This window comes from Amycolatopsis sp. WAC 04197 (assembly GCF_003947475.1).
Taxonomy (GTDB): Bacteria; Actinomycetota; Actinomycetes; order Mycobacteriales; family Pseudonocardiaceae; genus Amycolatopsis; species Amycolatopsis japonica.
This window is the reverse complement of record NZ_QHJK01000007.1, coordinates 274840-295863: the sequence shown is the minus strand read 5'-3', so window position 1 is coordinate 295863 and position 21024 is coordinate 274840. Positions and strand designations below refer to the sequence as shown.

19 protein-coding genes are annotated in these 21024 nt (G+C 68.6%); 9 read left to right on the top strand and 10 right to left on the bottom strand.

Translation table 11 applies throughout. From position 1 onward, the window contains the following. Positions 1–19: 19 nt before the first annotated feature. From DMC64_RS25420 to DMC64_RS25390, 7 genes are all read left to right on the top strand, one after another. Positions 20–1675: an FAD-dependent oxidoreductase gene (locus DMC64_RS25420; RefSeq protein ID WP_037346516.1), complete on the top strand. Its 1656-nt coding sequence runs from the start codon at positions 20–22 to the stop codon at positions 1673–1675. Next, the gene (locus DMC64_RS25415) at positions 1672–3093 is read left to right on the top strand and encodes an ATP-binding protein (protein WP_038518070.1); all 1422 of its coding nucleotides are present in this window, start codon (positions 1672–1674) and stop codon (positions 3091–3093) included. The genes DMC64_RS25420 and DMC64_RS25415 overlap by 4 nt, the downstream gene beginning before the upstream one ends. Before the next feature lie 139 nt (positions 3094–3232). After that, on the top strand, positions 3233–4321 hold the full coding sequence (locus tag DMC64_RS25410) for a hypothetical protein (protein ID WP_125735573.1): 1089 nt from the start codon (positions 3233–3235) through the stop codon (positions 4319–4321). Further along, complete coding sequence (locus DMC64_RS25405; RefSeq protein ID WP_125735572.1) at positions 4321–5475, top strand: toxic anion resistance protein; 1155 nt, start codon at positions 4321–4323, stop codon at positions 5473–5475. The genes DMC64_RS25410 and DMC64_RS25405 overlap by 1 nt, the downstream gene beginning before the upstream one ends. Next, positions 5472–7094: a VWA domain-containing protein gene (locus tag DMC64_RS25400; protein ID WP_125735571.1), complete on the top strand. Its 1623-nt coding sequence runs from the start codon at positions 5472–5474 to the stop codon at positions 7092–7094. The genes DMC64_RS25405 and DMC64_RS25400 overlap by 4 nt, the downstream gene beginning before the upstream one ends. After that, the gene (locus tag DMC64_RS25395) at positions 7091–7666 is read left to right on the top strand and encodes a hypothetical protein (RefSeq protein ID WP_037346521.1); all 576 of its coding nucleotides are present in this window, start codon (positions 7091–7093) and stop codon (positions 7664–7666) included. Before DMC64_RS25400 ends, DMC64_RS25395 begins: the two co-directional genes overlap by 4 nt. 131 nt (positions 7667–7797) lie before the next feature. Further along, positions 7798–8904, top strand: coding sequence for a hypothetical protein (locus DMC64_RS25390; protein WP_125735570.1), 1107 nt, complete (start codon positions 7798–7800; stop codon positions 8902–8904). Positions 8905–8946: 42 nt separating this feature from the next. Here DMC64_RS25390 and DMC64_RS25385 read toward each other — a convergent pair whose 3' ends face one another. The 4 genes from DMC64_RS25385 to DMC64_RS25370 all read right to left on the bottom strand — a co-directional run bounded on the left by DMC64_RS25385 (position 8947) and on the right by DMC64_RS25370 (position 12397). Beyond that, on the bottom strand, positions 8947–9741 hold the full coding sequence (locus tag DMC64_RS25385; protein ID WP_125735569.1) for an LmeA family phospholipid-binding protein: 795 nt from the start codon (positions 9739–9741) through the stop codon (positions 8947–8949). 45 nt (positions 9742–9786) lie between these two features. After that, positions 9787–10041 carry a hypothetical protein gene (locus DMC64_RS25380; protein ID WP_016331969.1) on the bottom strand — a complete coding sequence of 85 codons (255 nt, stop codon included), beginning with the start codon at positions 10039–10041 and terminating at the stop codon, positions 9787–9789. A gap of 290 nt (positions 10042–10331) precedes the next feature. Further along, entirely contained in the window at positions 10332–10940 is a 609-nt protein-coding gene (locus tag DMC64_RS25375; protein ID WP_125735568.1) for a hypothetical protein, read from the bottom strand. Between the two features lie 50 nt (positions 10941–10990). Beyond that, entirely contained in the window at positions 10991–12397 is a 1407-nt protein-coding gene (locus DMC64_RS25370; RefSeq protein ID WP_125735567.1) for a M20/M25/M40 family metallo-hydrolase, read from the bottom strand. 627 nt (positions 12398–13024) lie between these two features. Between DMC64_RS25370 and DMC64_RS25365 the strand changes: the two genes are divergently transcribed. Beyond that, positions 13025–13654 carry a HEAT repeat domain-containing protein gene (locus DMC64_RS25365; protein ID WP_125735566.1) on the top strand — a complete coding sequence of 210 codons (630 nt, stop codon included), beginning with the start codon at positions 13025–13027 and terminating at the stop codon, positions 13652–13654. Here DMC64_RS25365 and DMC64_RS25360 read toward each other — a convergent pair. Next, positions 13645–14826: an HNH endonuclease signature motif containing protein gene (locus DMC64_RS25360; protein ID WP_073848005.1), complete on the bottom strand. Its 1182-nt coding sequence runs from the start codon at positions 14824–14826 to the stop codon at positions 13645–13647. The two genes, DMC64_RS25365 and DMC64_RS25360, sit on opposite strands and share 10 nt — an antisense overlap. A gap of 136 nt (positions 14827–14962) precedes the next feature. On the opposite strand from DMC64_RS25360, the gene DMC64_RS25355 reads away from it, so the two are divergent. After that, the gene (locus DMC64_RS25355) at positions 14963–15409 is read left to right on the top strand and encodes a hypothetical protein (RefSeq protein ID WP_125735565.1); all 447 of its coding nucleotides are present in this window, start codon (positions 14963–14965) and stop codon (positions 15407–15409) included. A gap of 96 nt (positions 15410–15505) precedes the next feature. Here DMC64_RS25355 and DMC64_RS25350 read toward each other — a convergent pair whose 3' ends face one another. From DMC64_RS25350 to DMC64_RS25330, 5 genes are all read right to left on the bottom strand, one after another. Next, positions 15506–15901, bottom strand: coding sequence for a hypothetical protein (locus DMC64_RS25350; RefSeq protein ID WP_199755089.1), 396 nt, complete (start codon positions 15899–15901; stop codon positions 15506–15508). Positions 15902–15903: 2 nt separating this feature from the next. Continuing rightward, entirely contained in the window at positions 15904–16641 is a 738-nt protein-coding gene (locus DMC64_RS25345; protein WP_125735564.1) for a hypothetical protein, read from the bottom strand. Positions 16642–16987: 346 nt separating this feature from the next. After that, the gene (locus tag DMC64_RS25340) at positions 16988–17452 is read right to left on the bottom strand and encodes a VOC family protein (RefSeq protein ID WP_125735563.1); all 465 of its coding nucleotides are present in this window, start codon (positions 17450–17452) and stop codon (positions 16988–16990) included. 4 nt (positions 17453–17456) lie between these two features. Then, entirely contained in the window at positions 17457–19805 is a 2349-nt protein-coding gene (locus tag DMC64_RS25335) for a helix-turn-helix transcriptional regulator (protein ID WP_125735562.1), read from the bottom strand. Beyond that, positions 19802–20947: a molecular chaperone DnaK gene (locus DMC64_RS25330; protein ID WP_125735561.1), complete on the bottom strand. Its 1146-nt coding sequence runs from the start codon at positions 20945–20947 to the stop codon at positions 19802–19804. The genes DMC64_RS25335 and DMC64_RS25330 overlap by 4 nt, the downstream gene beginning before the upstream one ends. Positions 20948–21024: the final 77 nt, after the last annotated feature.

Below are 21024 nucleotides of genomic sequence, written 5' to 3'. Positions count from 1 at the left end.
GAGGGCTTAGGCTGATCCGGTGAGCCAGCCGATCCTGTTGACCGTCGACGACGATCCCGCCGTATCCCGCTCGGTCGCCCGTGACCTGCGCCGAAGGTACGGAAAGGACTACCGGATCATCCGGGCCGATTCCGGCGCCGACGCCCTCGACGCGTTGCGCGAGATCAAGCTGCGCGGCGACGCCGTGGCCGCGATCCTCGCCGACTACCGGATGCCGCAGATGGACGGCATCGTCTTCCTCGAAAAGGCGATGGACCTGTTCCCGAACGCGCGTCGCGCGCTGCTGACCGCCTACGCCGACACCGACGCCGCGATTCAGGCGATCAACGTCGTCGATGTCGACCATTACCTGCTCAAGCCGTGGGACCCGCCGGAGGAGAAGCTCTATCCGGTCGTCGACGCGCTGGTGGAGACGTGGCGCGCGGTGGGGGAGCGGCCGGTCGACGAGATCAAGCTCATCGGCCACCGGTACTCCTCTCCGTCGTTCCACCTGCGCGACTTCCTGGCGCGCAACGCCGTGCCGTACCGCTGGTACTCCGTCGACGACGACGAGGGCCGCCGGATCCTCGAGGCGGCGGACGCGGCGCCGCACGACATCCCGGTGCTGGTCACCCCGGACGGCACGGTGCTGCGCCAGCCGTCGGGGCCGGAACTCGCCGACGCCGTCGGCCTCTCCACCCGGCCCACCCAGGAGTTCTACGATCTGATCGTGATCGGCGGCGGGCCCGCCGGGCTCGGGGCGGCCGTGTACGGCGCGTCGGAGGGCCTGCGGACCGTCATCGTCGAGCGCAAGGCGACCGGCGGGCAGGCGGGCACCAGCTCCCGCATCGAGAACTACCTCGGCTTCCCGGACGGCGTTTCCGGCGCGCAGCTCACCGACCGCGCGCGGCGGCAGGCGCTCAAGTTCGGCGCCGAGGTGCTCACCGCCCGCGACGTCGTGGGCCTGGAGGCACGCGGTTCCGCGCGCGTGGTCATGTTCGGCGACGGCACCGAGATCTCCGCGCATTCCGTGGTGCTGGCCAGCGGCGTCACCTACCGGGCGCTGGAAGCCCCCGGCGTCGCCGAACTCGCCGGCCGCGGCGTGTACTACGGCTCGGCCGCGACCGAGGCGCCCGAGTGCAAGGGCGAGCACGTCTACATCGTCGGCGGCGCGAACTCGGCGGGGCAGGCGGCCGTGTTCTTCTCCAAGCATGCCGCCGACGTCACCATCCTCGTCCGCGGCCAGTCGCTCGAAGCGTCGATGTCGCACTACCTGATCGAGCAGATCGCCGGGATCGAGAACATCCACGTCCGCACCCGGACCACCGTGGTCGAGGCGCACGGCGACGATCACCTCGAACGGCTGACCCTGTGCGAGAACGGCGGCGCGACCGAGACGGTGCCCACCGGGCACCTGTTCATCTTCATCGGCGCCGCCCCGCGCACCGACTGGCTCGGCACGGAGATCCAGCGGGACGACCACGGTTTCGTGCGCACCGGTCCCGATCTGCTCACCGACGGCGGCCCGCCGCCGGGCTGGCCGCTGGACCGCGACCCGCACTATCTGGAGTCGTCCATCCCGGGCGTGTTCGTGGCGGGCGACGTCCGGGCCGCGTCGGTGAAGCGTGTCGCGTCGGCCGTCGGCGAAGGCGCCATGGCGGTCACCCTGGTCCACCGGTACTTGGAGGAGCAATGAGCGTTCTGCCCAGGGAAGAACTGCGCGGGCTCTTCCTCTTCGAGCATCTCAGCGAGGAGCAACTCGACTGGATCGACGAGCACGCCGTGCTGGAGCAGTACACCGGCGGCACCACGGTCATGCGCGAGGGTGAACCGGCCACCTGCTTCTATCTCCTGCTGTCGGGCGCGTTGCGGATGACGCGGCTCGTCGGCGGCACCGAGGTCGAGACGATCCGGTCCGACCAGCGAGGCGCGTATTGCGGCGCGACGCAGTTCTTCGTGCACCAGGAGACCGAGCACACCTACGGCGCGTCGGTGCACGCGGTCAGCGACCTCACTTTCCTGACCCTGCCCGCGGCCGAATTCGCCACCGAGTTCCGCCGCTGGTTCCCGATGGCGACGCATCTGCTGGAGGGCATGTACCTCGGCTGGCGCAACAGCGACACCGTCATCGGTTCGCGACGGCGCCTGCTGGCGCTCGGCGAGCTGTCCGCCGGGCTGACCCACGAGCTCAACAATCCGGCGGCCGCCGCCGTCCGCGCGACGGCGTCGCTGCGGGAGCGGGTCGCCGGGATGCGGCACAAGCTCGCGATGCTGGCGAAGAAGAACGTCGACCCGACGCTGCTGGAGCAGCTGCTCGACATCCAGGAACAGCTGGTCAAACAGGTCGCGTCGGCGCCGAAGCTGACCGCGATGCAGCAGGCCGACCGCGAGGACGAGATCGGCGACTGGTTCGACGACCACGGCATCGACCAGGGCTGGGATCTCGCCGACATCTACGTCCGCGCCGGGCTGACGGTGCCGGATCTCGACCGGCTGCTCGACGCGGTCGGCGAGACCTTCCTCGACGGCGCCGTCCGCTGGCTCGCGTACGCGCTCGAGACCGAGATGCTGATGGGCGAGATCGAGGATTCGACCACCCGGATCTCGGTACTGGTCGGCAAGGCCAAGCAGTACTCGCAGATGGACCGCGCCCCGCACCAGTGGATCGACGTCCACGAAGGCCTCGACTCGACCCTCGTGATGCTGGCGGGCAAGATCGCGCCGGGGATCCGCGTGGTGAAGGAGTACGACCACACGATCCCGAGGATCCCGGCGTACGCGGGCGAGCTCAACCAGGTGTGGACGAACGTCATCGACAACGCGCTCGGCGCCATGGGGACCGAGGGCACGCTGACCCTGCGGACGTCCAGGGTGGACGATCACGTGCACGTCGAGATCGGCGACACCGGGCCCGGTATCCCGGCGGAGGTGCGGCAGCGGATCTTCGAGCCGTTCTTCACCACGAAACCGGTGGGGCAGGGGACCGGTCTCGGCCTGGACATCTCCTGGCGCATCGTCGTCGAACGGCATCAGGGCGATCTGCGGGTCGATTCGGCGCCGGGTGACACGCGGTTCACCGTGTGCCTGCCGGTTTCGGAGCAGTCCGTGATCTGATTTCCCTTATCCCCCAAGGTTTCGCCAGAAACTACCGACGGCTTCCGTTCATCGATCGTTCACTTCGAAATGGCTCGCCCGCGCGTCAAAAGAGTCGTACGGGCTGAAAGATCGAGCCTGTGAACGAGGGGGTTGGCCGGTGAAACGCCGTCTGTCGATCGGTCTGGCCGTGGTGCTGCTGCTGGCCGTGACCGCGGTGATCGTCTGGGGCCGGGACGGTGACGAGAACACCGCGCAGGGCACGGATCTGACCACGGTGCGCGGGGTCATCGGTTCGGAGAAGCTCGCCTTCTTCTCCGACAAGCGGGTGGCGGACGCGTTCGCGAAGCACGGGCTGAAGGTCGAGGTCGACACCGCGGGCTCGCGGCAGATCGCGAGCATGGACCTCGGGAAGTACGAGTTCGCGTTCCCGTCCTCGTCGCCCGCCGCGCAGCGGATCCAGCGCGATCACCAGGTGACCGGCGTGCACACGCCGTTCCAGTCACCGATGGCGGTCGCGACCTTCGAGCCGATCGTGAACCTCCTGAGCGCCAACGGGATCGTGCGCAAGGGCGCCGGCGAGTACCAGGTGCTCGACATCGCGAAGTACCTCGAAGCCGCGCAGAAGGGCACGCGCTGGGACCAGCTTCCCGGCAACACCGCGTTCCCCGCGCGCAAGAACGTGCTGGTCACGACCACGGACCCGCGCGAATCGAACTCGGCGGCGATGTACCTGTCGATCGTCTCGTTCGTCGCCAACGGGAACAACGTCGTCAGCACGCCGGAAGCCGAGGCGAAGGTGCTGCCCGCGGTGTCGAAGCTGTTCATCGACCAGGGGTACACGCAGAACAGCACCGAAGGCCCGTTCGAGGACTACCTCGCGGCGGGGATGGGCAAGACCCCGATGGCGCTGATCTACGAATCGCAGTTCGTCGACCGGCTGGTGCGCGCCGACGGGTCGATCCGGCCGGACATGCGGCTGCTCTACACCGCGCCGACGGTGTACTCCAAGCACACGCTCGTGCCGCTGAAACCGAACGGCGACCAGGTCGGCAGGCTGCTCGCGACCGACCCGGAGCTGGGGAAACTCGCCGCGACGTTCGGTTTCCGTACCGGGGATCCGCGCCTGTTCGCCGACGTCGTCGCCGTGGCCAAGGCGCCGGTGCCCGCGGATCTGGTGGACGCCGTCGAGCCGCCGTCGTACGAAACGCTGGAGCGTCTGCTCGACGCGGTGAAGAAGCAGTACTGATGGACGATTTCACGCTCACTCCACCCGAACCGGTGGAGGCGATCCCGGCCGAGCGCGCGGCCGGCCTGGTCACCCTCGCGCCGGAGGTCCACGCCGAGATCGCGAAGCGCGCGGAGGGGTTCGCCCGGCGCCTCGAAGCGCTCGACGTCCGCTCGCCGGATTTCACGCGCGTCCTGGACGAACTGCTCGCGGTCGGCGAGTCCGACATGCGCGCGGCGGCGACCGTCGCCGGCGCGCTGCTGGACCGGTCGACGCGGGCGCTCACGGAAATCGGGTCGCCGCAACACCAGGCGACGGTGAGCCTGGCCGGGCTCCGGCGGGCCGTGGCGGAGATCGATCCGGCGAAACTGCCGATCACCGGCCGCAAGCTGATGGGGCTGATTCCGGTCGCGGGCAGCGCGAAGAAGGCTCTGGACCGCTACCGCGCGGCCAACGAGCCGGTGAACGCGCTCGTACTCGACCTGCGTGCGCGGCAAGACCATCTGCGACGGGACAACGCCGCGCTCAAGGGTGAACGAGAACGCCTGTGGGCGACGCTCGGCAAGCTGTCGGAAGCGGCCGCGTTCGCCGAAGCCGTCGATACGGCCGTCGACCGCCAAGCCGGGATCTTCGACTTCACCGACCCCGCGCGGGCCAAGGCCTTGCGGGCGGACGCGCTGCATCCGATCCGGCAGCGACATCAGGATCTGCTGACCCAGCTCGCCGTCAGCGCGCAGGGTTATCTCGCGCTGGATCTGGTGCGGCGCAACAACGACGAGCTGATCCGCGGGATCGAACGGGCGGTGTCGACCACGGTCGCGGCGCTGCGGGTCGCGCTGGTGGTGAGCGGGGCGCTCGCCGGGCAACGCGACGTCCTCGACGAGATCCAGGCCGTGCAGGCGACCACCGACGGGTTGATCAGGGCCAACGCCGAAATGCTGGAACTGCGCAGCGCCGAGATCCAGCGCGCGGGCAGCGATCCGGCGGTGGCGGTGGCGACGATCCGCGAGTCGTTCGAGCGGATCTACCGGAGCATCGACGCGATCGACGAGTTCAAGGCGGGGGCCGTCTCGACGATGGCGGCGACCGTGGAGGCGCTGTCGGGGGAGATCCGGCGGGCCGAAGACCATCTGCGCCGGTCTCACGAGACGGCGGCGGCCGAGGGGGCATCGTGAAACGCTGGGCGGTACTCACGGTGGCGGCGATCTGCGCGCTGTCATTGGTTTCCTGCGATTCGAGCGAAGGCGGGACGGGGCTGGGGGAGGCCGAAGCAGGCACCTTGCGGGTGCTCGCGGGCAGCGAACTGGCCGACCTGCGGCCGCTGCTGGAACAGGAGGCGGCGGCGACCGGCGTCAAGGTCAAGTTCCAGTTCACCGGGACGCTGGAAGGCACCGAGTCGCTCGCGAACGGCAAGGTGGACGGCCAGTACGACGCCGTCTGGTTCTCGTCGAACCGGTATCCGGCGGCGGTTCCGGAGGCCGCGAAACGGCTGGGCGAGCAGGTGAAGATCATGAGCTCGCCGGTGGTGCTCGGGCTGTCCGCGTCGGCGGCGCAACGGCTCGGCTGGGCCGGGCGCCCGGTGGGCTGGGGCGAGATCGCCGAACAGGCCGGGAAGAAGGCCTTCACCTACGGCATGACGGATCCGTCCGCGTCGAACTCCGGTTTCTCGGCGCTCGTCGGGGTGGCGTCGGCGCTCGCGGGGGCGGGCAACGCGATCGACGCTCAGCAGATCGCTACAGTCACCCCGAAACTGACCGAGTTCTTCAGCGCGCAGGCGATGTCCGCGGGCTCGTCGGGCTGGCTTTCCGAGGCCTACCAACGACGGGCGAGCGGCCAGGATCCCGGCAAGAAGGTCGACGGCCTGATCAACTACGAGTCCGTCCTGCTGTCGATGAACGCGAGCGGGAAACTGCCCGAACCGCTGACGCTGGTGTATCCCTCCGATGGTGTCGTGACCGCGGACTATCCGCTGACTTTGTTGCAGAGCGCGAATTCCGACGCGCGGGACGCGCACCGCAAGCTCGCCGAGCGGCTGCGAACGCCGGACACCCAGCGCAAGATCATGGAGACCACGCAGCGCCGTCCGGTCGTGCCGGGGGTCCAGCTGGGGCAGCAGTTCGCGCGAAAGGATCTCGTCGAGCTGCCGTTCCCCGCGACGCAGCAAGCGGTCGACGCGTTGCTGGGCGCCTACTTCGACAAGATCCGGCGGCCGTCGCGGACGCTGTACGTGCTTGACACCTCCGGTTCCATGTCGGGCGACCGGATCGAGTCGCTGCGCGCCGCACTGATCGGGCTGACCGGCGCCGACGGTTCGCTGACCGGGCGGTACCGCCGGTTCCGCAGCCGTGAGGAGGTCACGATGCTGCCGTTCGACACCGTGCCCGGCAGCCCGGAGACGTTCACCGTCCCGGAAGGCGATCCACAACCCGCGTTGGACAAGATCAAGCGCTTCGCCGAGGGCCTCGACGCGAACGGTGGCACGGCGATTTACGACAGCCTTCAGCGCGCGTACGACATCATGGGACCTTTGGTCGCGCGGGACCCCGATCGCTTCAACTCGATCGTGCTGATGACCGACGGACAGAACGCGAACGGCGCCAAGTTCTCCGATTTCCAGCTGAGGTTCCCGTCGTTGCCGGAGGCGATGCGGCAGATCCCGGTGTTCACCGTGATCTTCGGCGAAGGCGACTCCGCCGAGCTCGGCGAGGTCGCGAAACGCACGGGTGGCAACGTGTTCGACGCCCGAGGCGACGTGCTGCCCAAGGTGTTCCAGGAAATCCGCGGGTACCAGTGATCGGTTACCTCGGCTCCACGAAGAACCTCGCCGGCTGCGTCGGCGGGCTGATCGGGCTGGCGCTGTACCTGACCGGCGTCGTCGGCGGGTTGTGGCCGCTGGTCGTCGCGGGGCTGTACGCGGTGTTCGCCCTGCTCGCGCCGCCCGAGAAGGTCCGGCTCGTCTCGGTGGACGCCGTCGCCGAGGCCGGGCAGCTGCGGGCGGACCTCGAATCGCTGGTGGGCAAGGTGACCGAACGGGCGCAGCGGATGCCCGAGTCCTCTGTGGACGGTGTGCGGCGGATCGCGGAGGTGCTCGAAGACCTGCTCGCGCGGCCGGAGCGGTGGGCGGCGAACCCGGACGTCCAGCACGCCGTCACCCGGTTGGCGCGAACGGATCTGCCGCTTTCGGTGGAGACGTATCTGAATCTGCCGTGGTGGTTCGCCGCCAAACGGCCGGCCGAAGAGCTCCTCGCGCAGCTGGAGCTGCTGGAGACCGAAGCGCACCGGATAGCGGAACGCTTCTACGCCGGTGACGTCCATCAACAGGCCGATCACACGCGATATCTGCGCGAGCGCGGCGAATCGGCCTAGCGGTCCCGTTCAGTGGCAAGCGAAAAACAGTCTGCCGGTCGTTCTGCATGGGCAAGCCGGTTTCCCCGTGGTGGACTCGTGACGCCGATCCGATCATGGTCGGTATTCCGTCTTCCCCAGGGAGTTCAGACGTGCACAAGTACAGACTCGGGGCGGCCTTCCTGGCCGCTGTGGCGATGTGTCTCGCCTGCGTCGTCCCGGCGAACGCCGCGGAACGTGACGAGCACTGCGTCGCCGACACGATCACCGGTGCTTTCCGGTGCTTCGACAGCGTGGGCGAGTCCCTCGCCGCGGCGTCGGCGGGCGAGGTCGGCGCGTCCGCGACAGTGATCAGCGTGCTCTACGAACACGGGAACTTCGGCGGCGCGAGTGTCGCCGTCACCGGATCGCCGTGCGTCGAGGGGACGAACCAGACCATCGGCTTCCTCGGCTCGATGAACGACAAGGTCTCCTCGTTCCAGACCTTCTACAACTGCTACATCACGATGTACGAGCACGCCGAATACCAGGGCGCCACCCAGGAGTGGTACGCCAACGACAGCGCCAACTACGGGTCGAACATGAACGACCTCGGCAGCTCCGTCGTGTACTCGCGCGGGCCGTCCCGCGCCGAACTGCTCAAGGACTGCGGCCGCGCCACCAAGTCCTGCAACGCCCACGTCGACCAGCGCGGCCAGGACTTCTACGGCGAGTGGAACCGGGTGGACACGGTCTTCAACTGCAGTGCCAACAAGATCACCCAGGTGATCGGCAAGCGGGACACCCGCAGCGGGAAGAACACGGTGTCGAACGAGATCAGCGTGAGCGCGGGCTTCGAGTTCCTCGTCCAGTGGACGGTCGCCTACAAGCGCACGTGGGGCCAGGAGTGGGGCTGGGAGACCAGCGAGAACGTCGAGACCCGGATCGAGGTGAATCCGGGCTACTGGGCAGGCCTGGACCGCTCTCCGGTGATGCGTGTGGGCTACGGCTCGTACGACATGTGGTACGACAAGCGCCGATGGGGCCACCACCAGTGGTACGTCTGGAACTTCAGCGGTGAGGGCCCGGCGCCCGGTGTCGTGGGCCAGACCAGGACCGTCGGCAAGAAGATGACGTCGGCCGAGAAGAAGAAGGCGTGCGGCACGAAGACCGGTCTCGTACGGTCGTCCGCCCTCGCGGAGGCGGATACCGCCGCCGCGTCCGCCGCGAAGCCCGCCGCGCCCGCGGTGCGCGTCGCGCAGGGCGCGCTGCACAGCTGATCCGATGATGGCCCTCGTCGCCGTGGCGAGGGCCATCGCCGGTCACCGTCCGCCGAGTCTCGGCAGGGTCAACGTGGTCACGGCCGTCGTCACCCAGCCCAGCAGGTCACCGAGCGGGATGGTGGACAGCTTCTCCGGCCATTCCTCGGCCAGCGCGTGCAGCACCAGGTGACCGTCGTGCGCCTCGACGGCGGTGAGGCGGATCCCTTGCGGGAGTTCGGGTAGCGGCAGAACGATCGGTTTGAGCCGGGACGGTGGGCCGAATCGGCGGCGTCCGATGTGGACGGACATCGGCCGGAGGACGACGGCGTCGTGCTCCACAGTGGACTCCAGGGCGAGGTGTCCCCAGCGGGGCCGCTTTTCCCAGCGGATGTGGAAATGCCCGTCGTCGCCGGGGGTCACGATGATGCCCGGCCGGACCTCGGCCACACGGACCTGGAGGACTTCCGGCGATACCCGGATCGCCATCTTCACCTGTTCGGGGATGGCGGCCGGGGAGGGGAGTGAACGAAGACGCACGTTCGACGCCAGCACGGTGATGCGTTCGAGCGGGGTTTCCGGCCAGTCGACGTCCTCGACGACGATGCGGACGTCGCCGACCCGGCCGGTGGCGGCCAGGCTGAGGCTGTCGGTCTGGTAGTCGAGCCCAGTGAGGGTGAGACCGACGTCGTGCCCGTCCACCTTGGCCGTCAGCCTGCGCCCGACCAGCTGCTCGGTCACGGTCTTCAGGATCGCGGCCGGGGTCACGGGCACGTTCGGCAACAGCGCCCGCCCGGCGGCGGCCAGGCCGAACAGCTCGGGAAGCGGGTTCAGGTCGAACCATCTGCCGTCGCTCATCCGTCCAGTGTCGCCGAACGGGACGCCGATTGCCGCCGCAGGGGGTCAGCGGGCCGCGAAACGGGCGATGACGCCCGCCAGGATCACCCAGAACGCCGCGGCCAGACCGTAGTCGAGGATGACCGCGAGATTCGGGTCACTCACCGGGAAGAGACCCGGCCAGAACAACGCCAGCGGCCTGGCCAGTGCCTGGATGAAGATGAAGAAACCGTTGCCCGCGTTGGCACCCGCGAGCACCATCACCATGTACAGCAGTTCGATGAAAGCGAACAGCGCGCCGATGCCGGTGATGACGCGCACGGCGGTGTTGCTCCTACTGGTGGTTCGCCATCTGGACATGCCGGAAAAGTTCCCGCGCTCCGGCGGGGCAAACGCGTCAAGGGCCAAGTTGCGCCGATCGGCCGTACCTCGCTTACTACCTGGAGGTGGACCGTGACGCGCTGCTCACTTGATGGTATCGATTATCATTATCGGGCGTTTTCCCAGGCGGAGGTCACGCTGGTCGATCTCGACCCGGCGAACGCCCGCGGGTCGCTGCCATCGTCGGTCGAGGTAATCCGAGCCGGTCGACGAGTCCGTCGTGGTGGCCTTCAGGCCCCGTTGAACGGTGGATCGTCGAGCGGGGTGCCTCGCCATTGCCACCCGGCGCGCGACGGCCGTCCCGGTAGCTCCGTCCGGTCCGTCGCCCACAGCAACGCCGTCCAGGGATCGACGCCGGTGACGTCGACATCCGGGAACATCCGCGCGAGCACGCGCGAGCAGACGTCGCGCGGCGGGTCGAGACTGACGTCGAGCCCCCTGGCCATGTCCTCGCCGTGGACCAGGACTTCGACGCAGCCCATCCCGGCGAAACCTTCGAGGTCGGCACGGCCGCTCGGGTGGTACGCGCGGACGTCCGGGGCCACCGTGCGGAGCGTGGCGCCCAGGATGCCGCCGGCGACCGTGACGAACTCCAGCATCTCCGACGGAGTCGCGGCCTGGTCGGCGACGGATTCGAAGCAGACGAAACGTGGTGTCGACGGCCGCGCGATCAGCAGGCCCGCATAGGAGATCAGGCAGTCGCCGAGGTGTTCGGCCGTGCGCCAGGCGTTCAGGTCGCCGGTGCCCGACGCCGTCGACCAGTCACGGCCCGACGCCTGGCTTAGTTCACCGACCACGCTCGCGATCGCGGCGTCGAGGTCGCCGGGGGTGACTGTCATCGTGGCATCAGCTCAGCGACCTCAACTCAGCGTCTTCAACTCGGCAACCCTCAACTCAAGGGCGTCGGAAACGCAACCGGACCGCGGTGGCCGTTCTTTCCGACCGCGCGGACGCCGAAGAACACGTTGTCCTTCGACAGATCCACTTTAGCCTCGGTCGTGTCGCCGACCGTGACCACGTGCGTCCAGTCGGGCGCCGTCGTCTCCCTCCAGACGACCTCGTAGCCGGCGAGGTCCGGGTCCGTTCCGCGCCGCCACACCAGATCCGTCTCGTTCGTCAGCCGGTTCGTCCGGATCCGGACGTCTTCGGGGGTACCGGGCGCGGTCGCCAGCGACCACATCGTCGCGGCGTTCACCCGCGCGACCCTGGCGATGAACGGGAAGTCGCAGAACTCGGGCAGATCGCCGAACCGCTTGCCGTTCTCCACGCGGACGTCCTGGTGCTGATGGGCGTAGTCCTCGTGCGGTTCGGTGAACCGCGCGGCGGGATACCCCTGCTCCAGGAACGGGATGTGGTCGCCGCCGCGGAGGTAGCGGTCGCGCCGGTGGATCACCCGTACGGTCATGCCGGTCGCTTCGTTGTCCGCGACCGAGCGTACGAACCGCGCCAGCTGACGGGAGGGCGAATCGTTCTCCCCGCCGACCGCGCGCCGGATGTCGGCCTGCGCCGGGGTTTCCGACGTCGGCACGCCCTCGGCGAACAATCGGATCGTGCGCGGATCCCGCGTCCCGTCGTCCGCCCGGCTGGAACCGACGATGTCGTTGGTGAACATCGCCTGCACGTTCGTTCCTGCCGTCTTGAACAGCGTGGCCATGTGCCGTGCGCCGAACAGGCCCTGTTCCTCACCGGCGACCGCGGCGAACACGATGGTCGCGGCCGGACGGCGAGTGGCGAGCACCCGGGCGAGCTCCATCGCGACGGCCACCCCGGAGGCATCGTCGTCGGCGCCCGGCGCGTCCTTCGTCGCGTCGAGTGGGTCCGAACACCGCGAGTCGTAGTGACCGGACACGACGTAGACCCGTTCCGGGGTGGTGGAGCCGCGCAAGGTGGCGACGACGTTGGTGATGGTGGTCGCGACCGGGATCCGAGGCGGAGCGGGCTGCTGGAGGTACGACTGTGCCTCGACCGTCATCCGGCCGCCCGACCGCTCCGCGGATTTCGTCATCTCCGCGAGGATCCAGTCGCGGGCGGCGCCGATTCCCCGGACAGGGTCGGTCTGCGAGGACAACGTGTGCCGGGTTCCGAAGGCCGCGAGTCTGCGTACGGTGGCCTCGATGCGGTGTTCGTCTATCTCACGGAGGATCGCTCGGAGTTCGGCGTCGGGTCGTTGTGGGGTGAGGCGTTCGCCGGCTTCTTCGGCGCCGGCGCTCGGTGCGAGAGTTGCAGATGACAGGGCGGCCGCCGAGAGCGCGGCCGACGTGGACAGGAAAACTCGTCTGGACCTTTCCTCAGCCATTCTCTCGTTCCTACGCGTTCGGTCATCGGGCGTCTACCCGCGAAAAGGATGAGCGCGGTGGGCGGTGGATCGGGGAAGATCGCCGGGTGATCTTCGGGAGAAGCAAGTCCGTGGCCGAGGCACTCCAGGAAACTTTGGAGAGCAGGGGACAGCGCGTCGGCGTACTCATCGATGCGCTCATGCGCGTCGACAAGTCCGGCGACGACTCCGCGATCAAGGCCGCCTTCGCGACGATCACCGAGACACCGGCGCTCGTCGCGACTCTCGACGTGTACTGCCGATCTCAGCCGGCCTTGGCCGACGTCGGTCTACCGCTCACGGGACGTGGGGCCGGACCGTTGACTACGGCGATCGCCGCTTCACACGGCAACGGTCGAGTCCGCGAGGTGGCGGTCACGAAGATGCTGGCGAACCCACGACCGGAGATGCTTCCGTTCCTGCTGGTGCGCATGACGGATTGGGCCTCTCCGGTCCGCGACGCCGCCCGCATGGGTGTCGTCCGGCTGCTGCACGACAAGCCATCGACGTATCTCCAGCCCGCCGCCCGAGACGATGCTTCACCTGCGGCGCCGTCGTCGTGGGGGCTTCGGCGTCCAGCAGTTGTACGCGGCTGCTTACGACGCCCCCGTGGCGGTGCTCGAGCAGCTGATGTGCTCGGCGACCTCCGCGGTGCCGAGGTTCGCGTTCGAAATCAGAACCCGGCGTGGCGATCTCAAACTCGACGAGATGGTTCGGCTTGCCCTGACGAATTCCGACAAGGGTATCCGCGCCCGAGCCGCTGAGGCCGCCGCCCGCGAGGCCGTGTGGACCGGTCGCGTGGACGTCCTGCGCAAGCTGGCCGCCTCCCGGTACGGCGAGGTACGGATCAGCGCGCTGACCGGACTCGCTCGCCTCGGCCACTGGAATGAAATCGTCGGTCTGCTGGACGACCGTTCCTCACTGATCCGTGCGCTCGCGCGAGATGCTGCCCGGCGTACGGGCGTCGACGCTGTCGACTGGTACCGGTCGGCCGTTTCCGACGCGAACCCTTCCTTGGGCGCCATCGCGGGCCTTGCCGAGTCGGGGCGGCAAGAGGACGGGGAGCTGTTGTATCCGTTGCTGAGGCACCCCGCGGCCAGGGTGCGGGCCCAAACTGTTGGGGCGCTTCGGATTCTGGACGCCGTCCCGGTCGATTCGGTGAGGTCGATGGTCGAGGATCCTTCCCGTCGGGTGGTCAGGGCGGCCTTGAAGGCTTTGGGAACACGAGCTCAGGTCTGAGTTTCATCGTCCTCGGGACCTGTGCGTGGTTCGTGGAACGGCTCTGGCGCTGACTCGTAGGTATGGCCGCTCGGCGTGGTGATGATCATGCCGCCGTCGCCGGTGGGTACGGCCGACCACCCGGGTTCCTCCTTGAGCAGGTTGTGGTTCTTGCAGTGGATATGACAGTTGTGGTGATTGGTCTTCCCGTTGCGAGCCCGCGCGATGATGTGGTCGATCTCGGAGGCCTCGGCCGGAAGATGGCAGCCTGGCTGTGTGCACTCGCGATCCCTCGCCTTGATCAAGCGGGCCAAGGACGCCGGTGATCGGTACTTGTCGCCGCCCGCCTCGAGCAGTTGGCCCGTGGCGGAGTCGGTGATCAGCCGGGACCAGGTGGACCCGGGGTCTGAGGCGATCTCGCGGACCAGCCAGTCGGGGATGGGGCCGTACCCGGCCAGCGTCGCGGGATCGTCGCGCGCGCCGACGAGTGTCAAGAAGTCGACATAGACATGGATGTGGGCTCGCGGCTTGCCCCGGCCGTTCTCGGCCAGTAGCCGTTCGGCGAAGATGTCGGCGCGATGCTGGTCGAGCGTCCGGGATTTGTCCTTGTTCCGCCGGGAGCGCGCTGCGCGGCTCATCGAGGCGTAGATGGAACTGGCGACTTCCGTGGGAAGGTGGCCTGAGAGTGTGGACATGGTCTCGTCGTCGTGTTCCAACGAGATATGCCGCAAGGCGCGTTTCTTGGCCGCTCGTTCGCGATAGCCGTCGGGATCGAATTTCTGCACGGCATGTCTCACCGAACCCCGGATCGCTCCGGGATCACGGTCGGCGAGGCGTTTGGTCAGCCAGGCGTCGACCTGTGCCGCGACTTCGTCCGACACCTCTCTGGTCAGCTGCATGACCTTGGAAGCCTTGTACAGGTCGATATCGCCACGCTCCAACGCCGCCAGCGTGTTCGGCAGGCGGGCGACGAGGGCGCAGGAAGTCTCGACGAGCAGGAACGCGTGATTGCGGGTGACCGAGAAGCGCAAGGCGACCTCCTCGGTCACGGATCTTCGTGATCCACCGCGAGCGGCGAAGTCGGCTAACGCTCGTACCTGACGTCCCTGCGTCCGCCGAAGCGAAAGCTCTTCGTCGAACGCGGCGTCAAGAAAGCGAGCGGCTTTCGGGTTATAAGCGAGAGTTGTGGTCATGTCCATGATCATACTCGAACTTACGTTCGAATGGTGGCGAGAGCGTGATCGAATTTACGCGGAGAGTGAACGGGCCAGTCATGGCTGTTAGTTCCGGCTGAGGCGCGATCGCCGGCGCGGCTGATTGAATGGGAAGGTGAGCGACTACCCGAGGCTGCTGGAAGACCGAGAAGTATTGGTGGCGCGTGCCGGTGAAGGGCGACGAGCGCGGCTGCGGGGCTGGCTGGACGGTTACGACGGGCCAAGGCCGCTCTATCGGATCGAGCTGTTCCTGGGCGTTGACCGGTTTACGGCCACCGCCATGGACATGTTCGAGGCGCTGGCCCGGCTGCGTCGTCAGCTGGAACCCGGGGGTTGGGCCATCGCCGTTCAAGGCGCCCGCCGCGACACCTACCCGAGCGGGATGTGCAGGGACATGGGCGGCGGGATGCAGATCTATGTCATGCGCACTGGCGAAAAGACTTCGGAAGCGGACCTCGTCGATACGCTGGCCGATGCGGAACTCGACCAGATCGTGACCGTCGCGGAACAGGAGGCTTGGCACGCCGAATGGTGGGAAGCGGCCACCGGTCACCGGCTCTGAGCGCACGTGAAGGGAACTGTCATGAGCCAGGCGAACGGGGGCGACGGCAGACGACGCAACCGCGACCTCGTTGCTCGACACCGCAACGCCTGAGCCTCACTTGTCGGTGGTGCTTTCCCAGAGTGCATAGAACGTAGAACGGGAAACAGCTGTGAGGCCGGGGTCGAGTGCTTGATCGGTGAGTCCGCCGGCTTCATCCTCGATATTCCGCCACCAGTAGCGGCGAACGGCCCCTGACGAGTCCAATTCGATTTGTTTGATGGCCACTATCTCGTGCTCGACCACAACCGCTTCCCACAGCCAGCGAGCGCCTTCGTCGACCAGGCCTTCATGGTCCACGTACTCGTAGTACTGGCGAAGCCCAGCGCCCTCGTCCAACGCCCGATACCTCGCGACGCTTGCCCGGAAGGCGGCTTCAGTCTCGTGCGGCCAGTGCCGTTGGACTGCCAGACGCCGGTAGTGCGCCTCCACGTCCGGCGGAAAGTCGGTCACCATCAGAGTGCGCCGGTGGTTGAGTCGGAAGGCGCGGGATCCAGCTCTGTATCGGGCCAAGACTGTGGCGCGGGCCCGAACGCGCGTCGGGCGGCTCGGACCGCCAGGGAGGCGAGGGTGGCGTTGGCGCCGCCGCCGATCACCGCGCCGATGCCGAATGGAGCCACCCTGCCGAGCACGATGATGCCCTGCTTGGTGCCGTACTTGGTGATGAAGTTCTTGCCCAGGACCTTGTTGATCTGGCGGAGCGTCGCCGTAGGCACCTTGCTGACGAGCTGGCGGGCCCAGTGCTGGCCGGTGCGCTCGGCGGCCTTGCCGACAATGGTCGTGGAACCTGAATGTCCGAGGAGAATCCCCATGACCAGTGTCCGACGGCGTTCGATCTCGTCCAGCTGAACGCCGTGGACCTCGGCGACCGAAAGCACGAACAAAGTGCTCAGTTCAAGCGAAGAAAATGCCTCACCCGCCGACAAGGCCAATGCGACCCCGGTGCCGACGGCGGGTGCGGCCGCGGTGGCCCCGACTGCGGCTCCAGTGCCTGCCAAGGCGCTGACGTACATCCGTTCCAGTGTGCGCACGACTTCTGCGGGCGTCGCATCTGGGTTGCGCTGACGGGCCCGTGCGATGTTCTTGCGCACCAGCGGTGTCTGCAAGCCGATGGCCTTGTCCAGCAGATCGAGGATCGGCTGTCCCGGCCCGCTTGCCGCCGGTACCGGTCGTTCAAGGGCATCAGAGGCCACAGCGAGCTCCTTCGCGTCGTCAAGTTGCCGCCAAGTCTCGCACTGGCGCGGCCATCGCCGGTGCGTCGAGGTAGACGTAGTCCTCGACACGGATGCAGCGCCCGTTGCGCTCGAAGTGTTCAAGCAGGCGCCGCCCCTCGTGCCGACCGGAGACCTGCTGTTTGACTTCGATTCGGCGACCATGCGGCCGAGGTCCGAGCCGCAGGCCGTGGTCGCTGTGGTCCTCGCGGAGGACTGGTCGGTTGCACGCGTCCGGGCGCGGCGAGGCGGAGCCGGTCGACGCTAACGGCACGTCGGCGCAACCGGAGGGTCGAGCTCGGATCGACGCCGTGATTCCCCGGTCCGCTCAAGGACCGGCGGCCGGGTCGTCGAAGTCGAGCGGCGGCATCGTCGCCACATCCTGGGCCCAGGTGTCGCGAAATCCCGGCTGCACCGCGAGATCGACCAGTTCGATCCGCGCTCCGATGCTGTCGAGCCGGTGGTAGGTGAAGGACCGACCGTAGGGGCAGGAGTCGAACTCGATCGGCGCGCCTCGATCCGCCAGGCGCTGTTTGTCCGTCACGACGTCCTTGGACCAGTAGCCGATGTGGTCGAAGCGGGACCCGTCGGTCGCGTCCCACGGACTTCCGGCGGGTCCTTGGATCACCTCGAAGAACGGCGGCCCACCGGTCGAGAACACGATTTCGTAGTCCCAATCCCCGAGGGTGCCCGCACGGACCGGGCTCCAGGTCACGCCGAGGGTGCGGGTGAGGTCCTCGGTCGCCTGTCCGATATCTCGAACGACGAAGCACAAGTGATAGAAGGCGTTCAACTACTCAACCCTCGCCCGCCGCGAGCAACTCCCGCAACATCGCCAGCAGTTCCCGCCGGTCCCCGGCCCCGAGTTTGCCCCGGATCCGTGCCATGTGGTGTTCCACGGTCTTACCCGAGATGAACAGTTCGCTTCCGGCCTGCTTGTACGTCAGCCCGCCGACGACGAGACGGGCGACTTCCAGCTCCCGTTCGCTCAAGGCGTTCAGCCCGGTGGCCGCGACGGGTTCCGGTGCCCGGCCTTGGAACTGCCGGGCCGCTTCGAGCAGCTGGACCATCGCCTTCCGGTCGGAGGTCCGGATCGCCGCCTGCCCGGCCAGCCGGGACGCGTCCCAGCAGAGCCCCAGTTCGTGCAGTTCCGACGCGGACGCGGTGATCGATTCCGGATCGAAGCTGCCGGTCAGGACCGCGAGCCAGCCGGACGCGGCGGCGGCGAGGGCGGCGGGATAGCGGCCGCAGGACGCGAAGTCGTTCAACGCGGCCAGATGTTCGCCCGCCGACGTGTGGTCTTCGACGGTGATGGCGGCGTGCAGTTCGTGCCAGCGCAGGGTGGCCGTCCACAGTGGAGGGTTGCCGAGCGCGTCGAGCACGGCGTGTGCCCGCTCCAGCTGCCCGGCCAGTTTGGCGCTCGCGCCGCCCCGTGCGGCCGCGATCGCGAGTTCTCCCAGCGGCAGCAGCGAATACAGGTCCGGCTGCTGGCGCATCGAAGCCTGATACGCCCGGTCCCAAGAACGTTGCAGGCCGGGAAGATCGCTCGCCCGCCGTGCCAGGCCCAGCTGCAGAGTGGCGGCGAAGAGTTCGTCGCGCGCTTCGAGACCGTCCGGTGGCATCAGGGCTTCGGCTGCCGTCTTGAGGTCGCCCGCGGTCATCGCGACCCAGCCGAGCAGCAGCCGGTGCCGCTTCGCGAGCAGGTCGCCGCCGATCCGGCCGTTCGCCGCGCGGCTCAACACCGACTCGGCCAGCGCGAGTTCGCCGGAATGCAGGCCCACCAACGCCGCCAGGGCCGCCGGGCTGTCCGGCAGCGGAGCGGGCGCGCCCGTCGATTCCAGCATCGAAGCCGCGCCCAGCAAGGCGGACAGGGTTTCGGCGCCGCAACCCGACACCGAATCGGTGATCGCCCGCGCCATCCGCGAGGCGGCACCGGCGAACAATGTCGGGACTTCGGGAGTTTCCAGCACACCCCGGGCGGCTTCGAGTTTTCCGGTGCCCAGCAACGCGATCGCGGCGAATGCCTTCGACGCGGCCCGCCCGGACCATTGGTACAGCTCCGCGCTGTGCGCCAGTTCGCCGCGATGCGCCAGCACGGTCGCGGCCACTTCGGCGCCCGCGGCCCGGGCGTCCGTGTCCGAAGTGCTGCCGAGCATGCCGTCGCCGAGCCGCAACGCGGTGTCGAGGTCACCAGCCAGCGCCGCGGCATGCGCCCAGCCGACGGTGAGCGCCGCGCCGCGCCCACCGGCCTCGGACGCGGCCTCGTAGAACCGCGCCGCGAGTTTCGTGTCGTCGGGCATCGCCTCGCGGGCGGCGGCTTCGAAGGCCGTAGCTGCGCTCGCGCCCGAACTTCCCGTTCCCAGCAACGACTTCGCGAGGTCCAGCACCGGAAGCCCGTCCCGCAACTGGAGTTCCACGAGCCGCTGCAGCACCGTCAGCCGTCGTCCCGGCGAACCCCAGGTCCGGATGGCTTCGGCCGCGATCGGCAGCAGGACGTCGTCCTCGCCGAGGAGACCGGTCGCCCTGGCACTGTCGAAGACCTCGGGGAGACCTTCGCGATCGCGGTTCAGGAGCGCGGCGAGGAGATCGAGATTCCGGCCCGCGCCCGCCTCCGCCGCGATCAGGAAGCGGTGCACGTCGTCGTCCAGCTGCTCCAGTTCGCCGCGGAAGTCCGCGAGCCGCCCGGTGACCGCGCGCACGACGAGTCCCGGCACACCACCGGTTTTGAGGTGGACTTCGGCCGCGGTGGCCGCGTCGCCGCCGGAGTGCTCGACGAGCTTCCGGACGTCGTCGACGCCGAAAGCGCCCAAAGACACCGATCTGCCGAAGGAATCGGCGAGCGTGCGCAACGCCTTCGTGCGCGCCGTCCGGAAGGCCAGCACCACGGGCGCCGTCGTTTCCTCCGTCCGTGCCTTGATCTTCGCGAGCTCGTCGTCGTCGAGCTGGTCGGCGTCGTCGATCAGCAGTGCCTCGACACCGACGTCGGCGTAGCGACGTCCGAGCAGGCCGAGCAGATGGGTCTTGCCGTACCCGCCGGGGGCGACGACGGTGACCCGCACCGGGACTTCCGGGGCGGTGGTCACCTCGTCGAGCAGGCGCCGGGCACCCGGCTGGATGATGCCGGGCTGGTCGAGCAGTGCGTTCAACAGCGACCTTCGGGGGAATCGGTGGCACCGGGGGTGGGCGGCGCGCACGAGCTCGAAGTGGTGGGAGGGGCTTCGGGACCCTTGTCGGCGGTGGCTTCTCGAGTGGTCAGGGTGAGCAGCAGGGTGGTCGCGGCCAGCACCACGACCGCGGCGCCGGCGACGAGGGGCTTGCGCCGGCTGAGCAGTTTCGCCGCCCCGGTGCGTTCTGGCAAGGGGAACGGGGTGATGTCCACCGGCGGCCGTTCGGGCCGCTCGGTGAGCTCTTCGGGGGTGTCGACCCGGGGGAGCAGGGTGGTTTCGACGGTCGCGACGGCGTGCGATCCCGCGCCGCCGGGTTGAGGAAGGTCACGTCGCGCGGCGATGTTGGCGGCACCGGTCGCCACCGTCAGCACCGGGTCGCTCGACGCGAAGACGGGGCACCGTGTCCGGCCGGGAACCGGCGGTGCCTCGCCGCAAAGCACGATGCCCGCCAGCGCCTGGGGCGGGACCCCGGCGCCGTGCGCGAGTTCGAAGACCTTGCCGACGGCTTCGGCGGGGTCGACACCTTCCAGCGTTTTGACGGGTTGCCAGCCGTTGACGGCGGTGGCGGCGGCGATCGTGACGACCGCGCCGTCCGGGCCGAATTCGCAGACACCGGCGGTGACGTCGCCGTGCGGGGCGAGGTACGCGTGCAGTGCGGCGACGGGCGACGCCACCAGTGCGGCACGGGGGAATCCGGCTTCCGCCAGCGCCCGGCGCAGCAGGTCGCGGCGGAACGAACCCCAGCCGACGGGATGCGTGAGCACGATGTGGTGCGGTTTCTCACCGAAGCGTTCGGCCGCTTGATCCACCGCCGCGTCGACGAGGACCGCGCTGAGGGATTCGGCGGGGAACCGCTCGCCACCGACGATCACGGGAACGTCGTCGCCGACCCGTTCGTGGAACCCGGTGAGCAGACGGGCGGGCGCGGACCGGCCCGCCTCGACCGCGGCGTCCCCGGTGAGCAGGTAGCCGTCGTCGTCGAGGAACACCGCCGACGCCGCCGCCGGGCCGCGCGCGCCGAGCCACGACGGCTCGGGCACGCTCCAGCCGTCGCCGGAGTTCACGCAGGTGGCGGCGGTGGTGCGGGTCGAGGCGATATCGATGCCGAGGACGTAGGGCAACGAGCATCCTCCTTCGCTTGACCAGCCCCTAAGGACCAAATAGGGCCACTCACCTGAACGGCTTGACCCATCCGGGT

Excerpts from the sequence above, each read along its gene's own strand:
- DMC64_RS25415 (WP_038518070.1), top strand. The coding sequence starts at position 1,672 with ATGAGCGTTCTGCCCAGGGAAGAACTGCGCGGGCTCTTCCTCTTCGAG.
- DMC64_RS25405 (WP_125735572.1), top strand. The coding sequence starts at position 4,321 with ATGGACGATTTCACGCTCACTCCACCCGAACCGGTGGAGGCGATCCCG.
- DMC64_RS25385 (WP_125735569.1), bottom strand. The coding sequence starts at position 9,741 with ATGAGCGACGGCAGATGGTTCGACCTGAACCCGCTTCCCGAGCTGTTC.
- DMC64_RS25375 (WP_125735568.1), bottom strand. The coding sequence starts at position 10,940 with ATGACAGTCACCCCCGGCGACCTCGACGCCGCGATCGCGAGCGTGGTC.
- DMC64_RS25370 (WP_125735567.1), bottom strand. The coding sequence starts at position 12,397 with ATGGCTGAGGAAAGGTCCAGACGAGTTTTCCTGTCCACGTCGGCCGCG.
- DMC64_RS25360 (WP_073848005.1), bottom strand. The coding sequence starts at position 14,826 with ATGACCACAACTCTCGCTTATAACCCGAAAGCCGCTCGCTTTCTTGAC.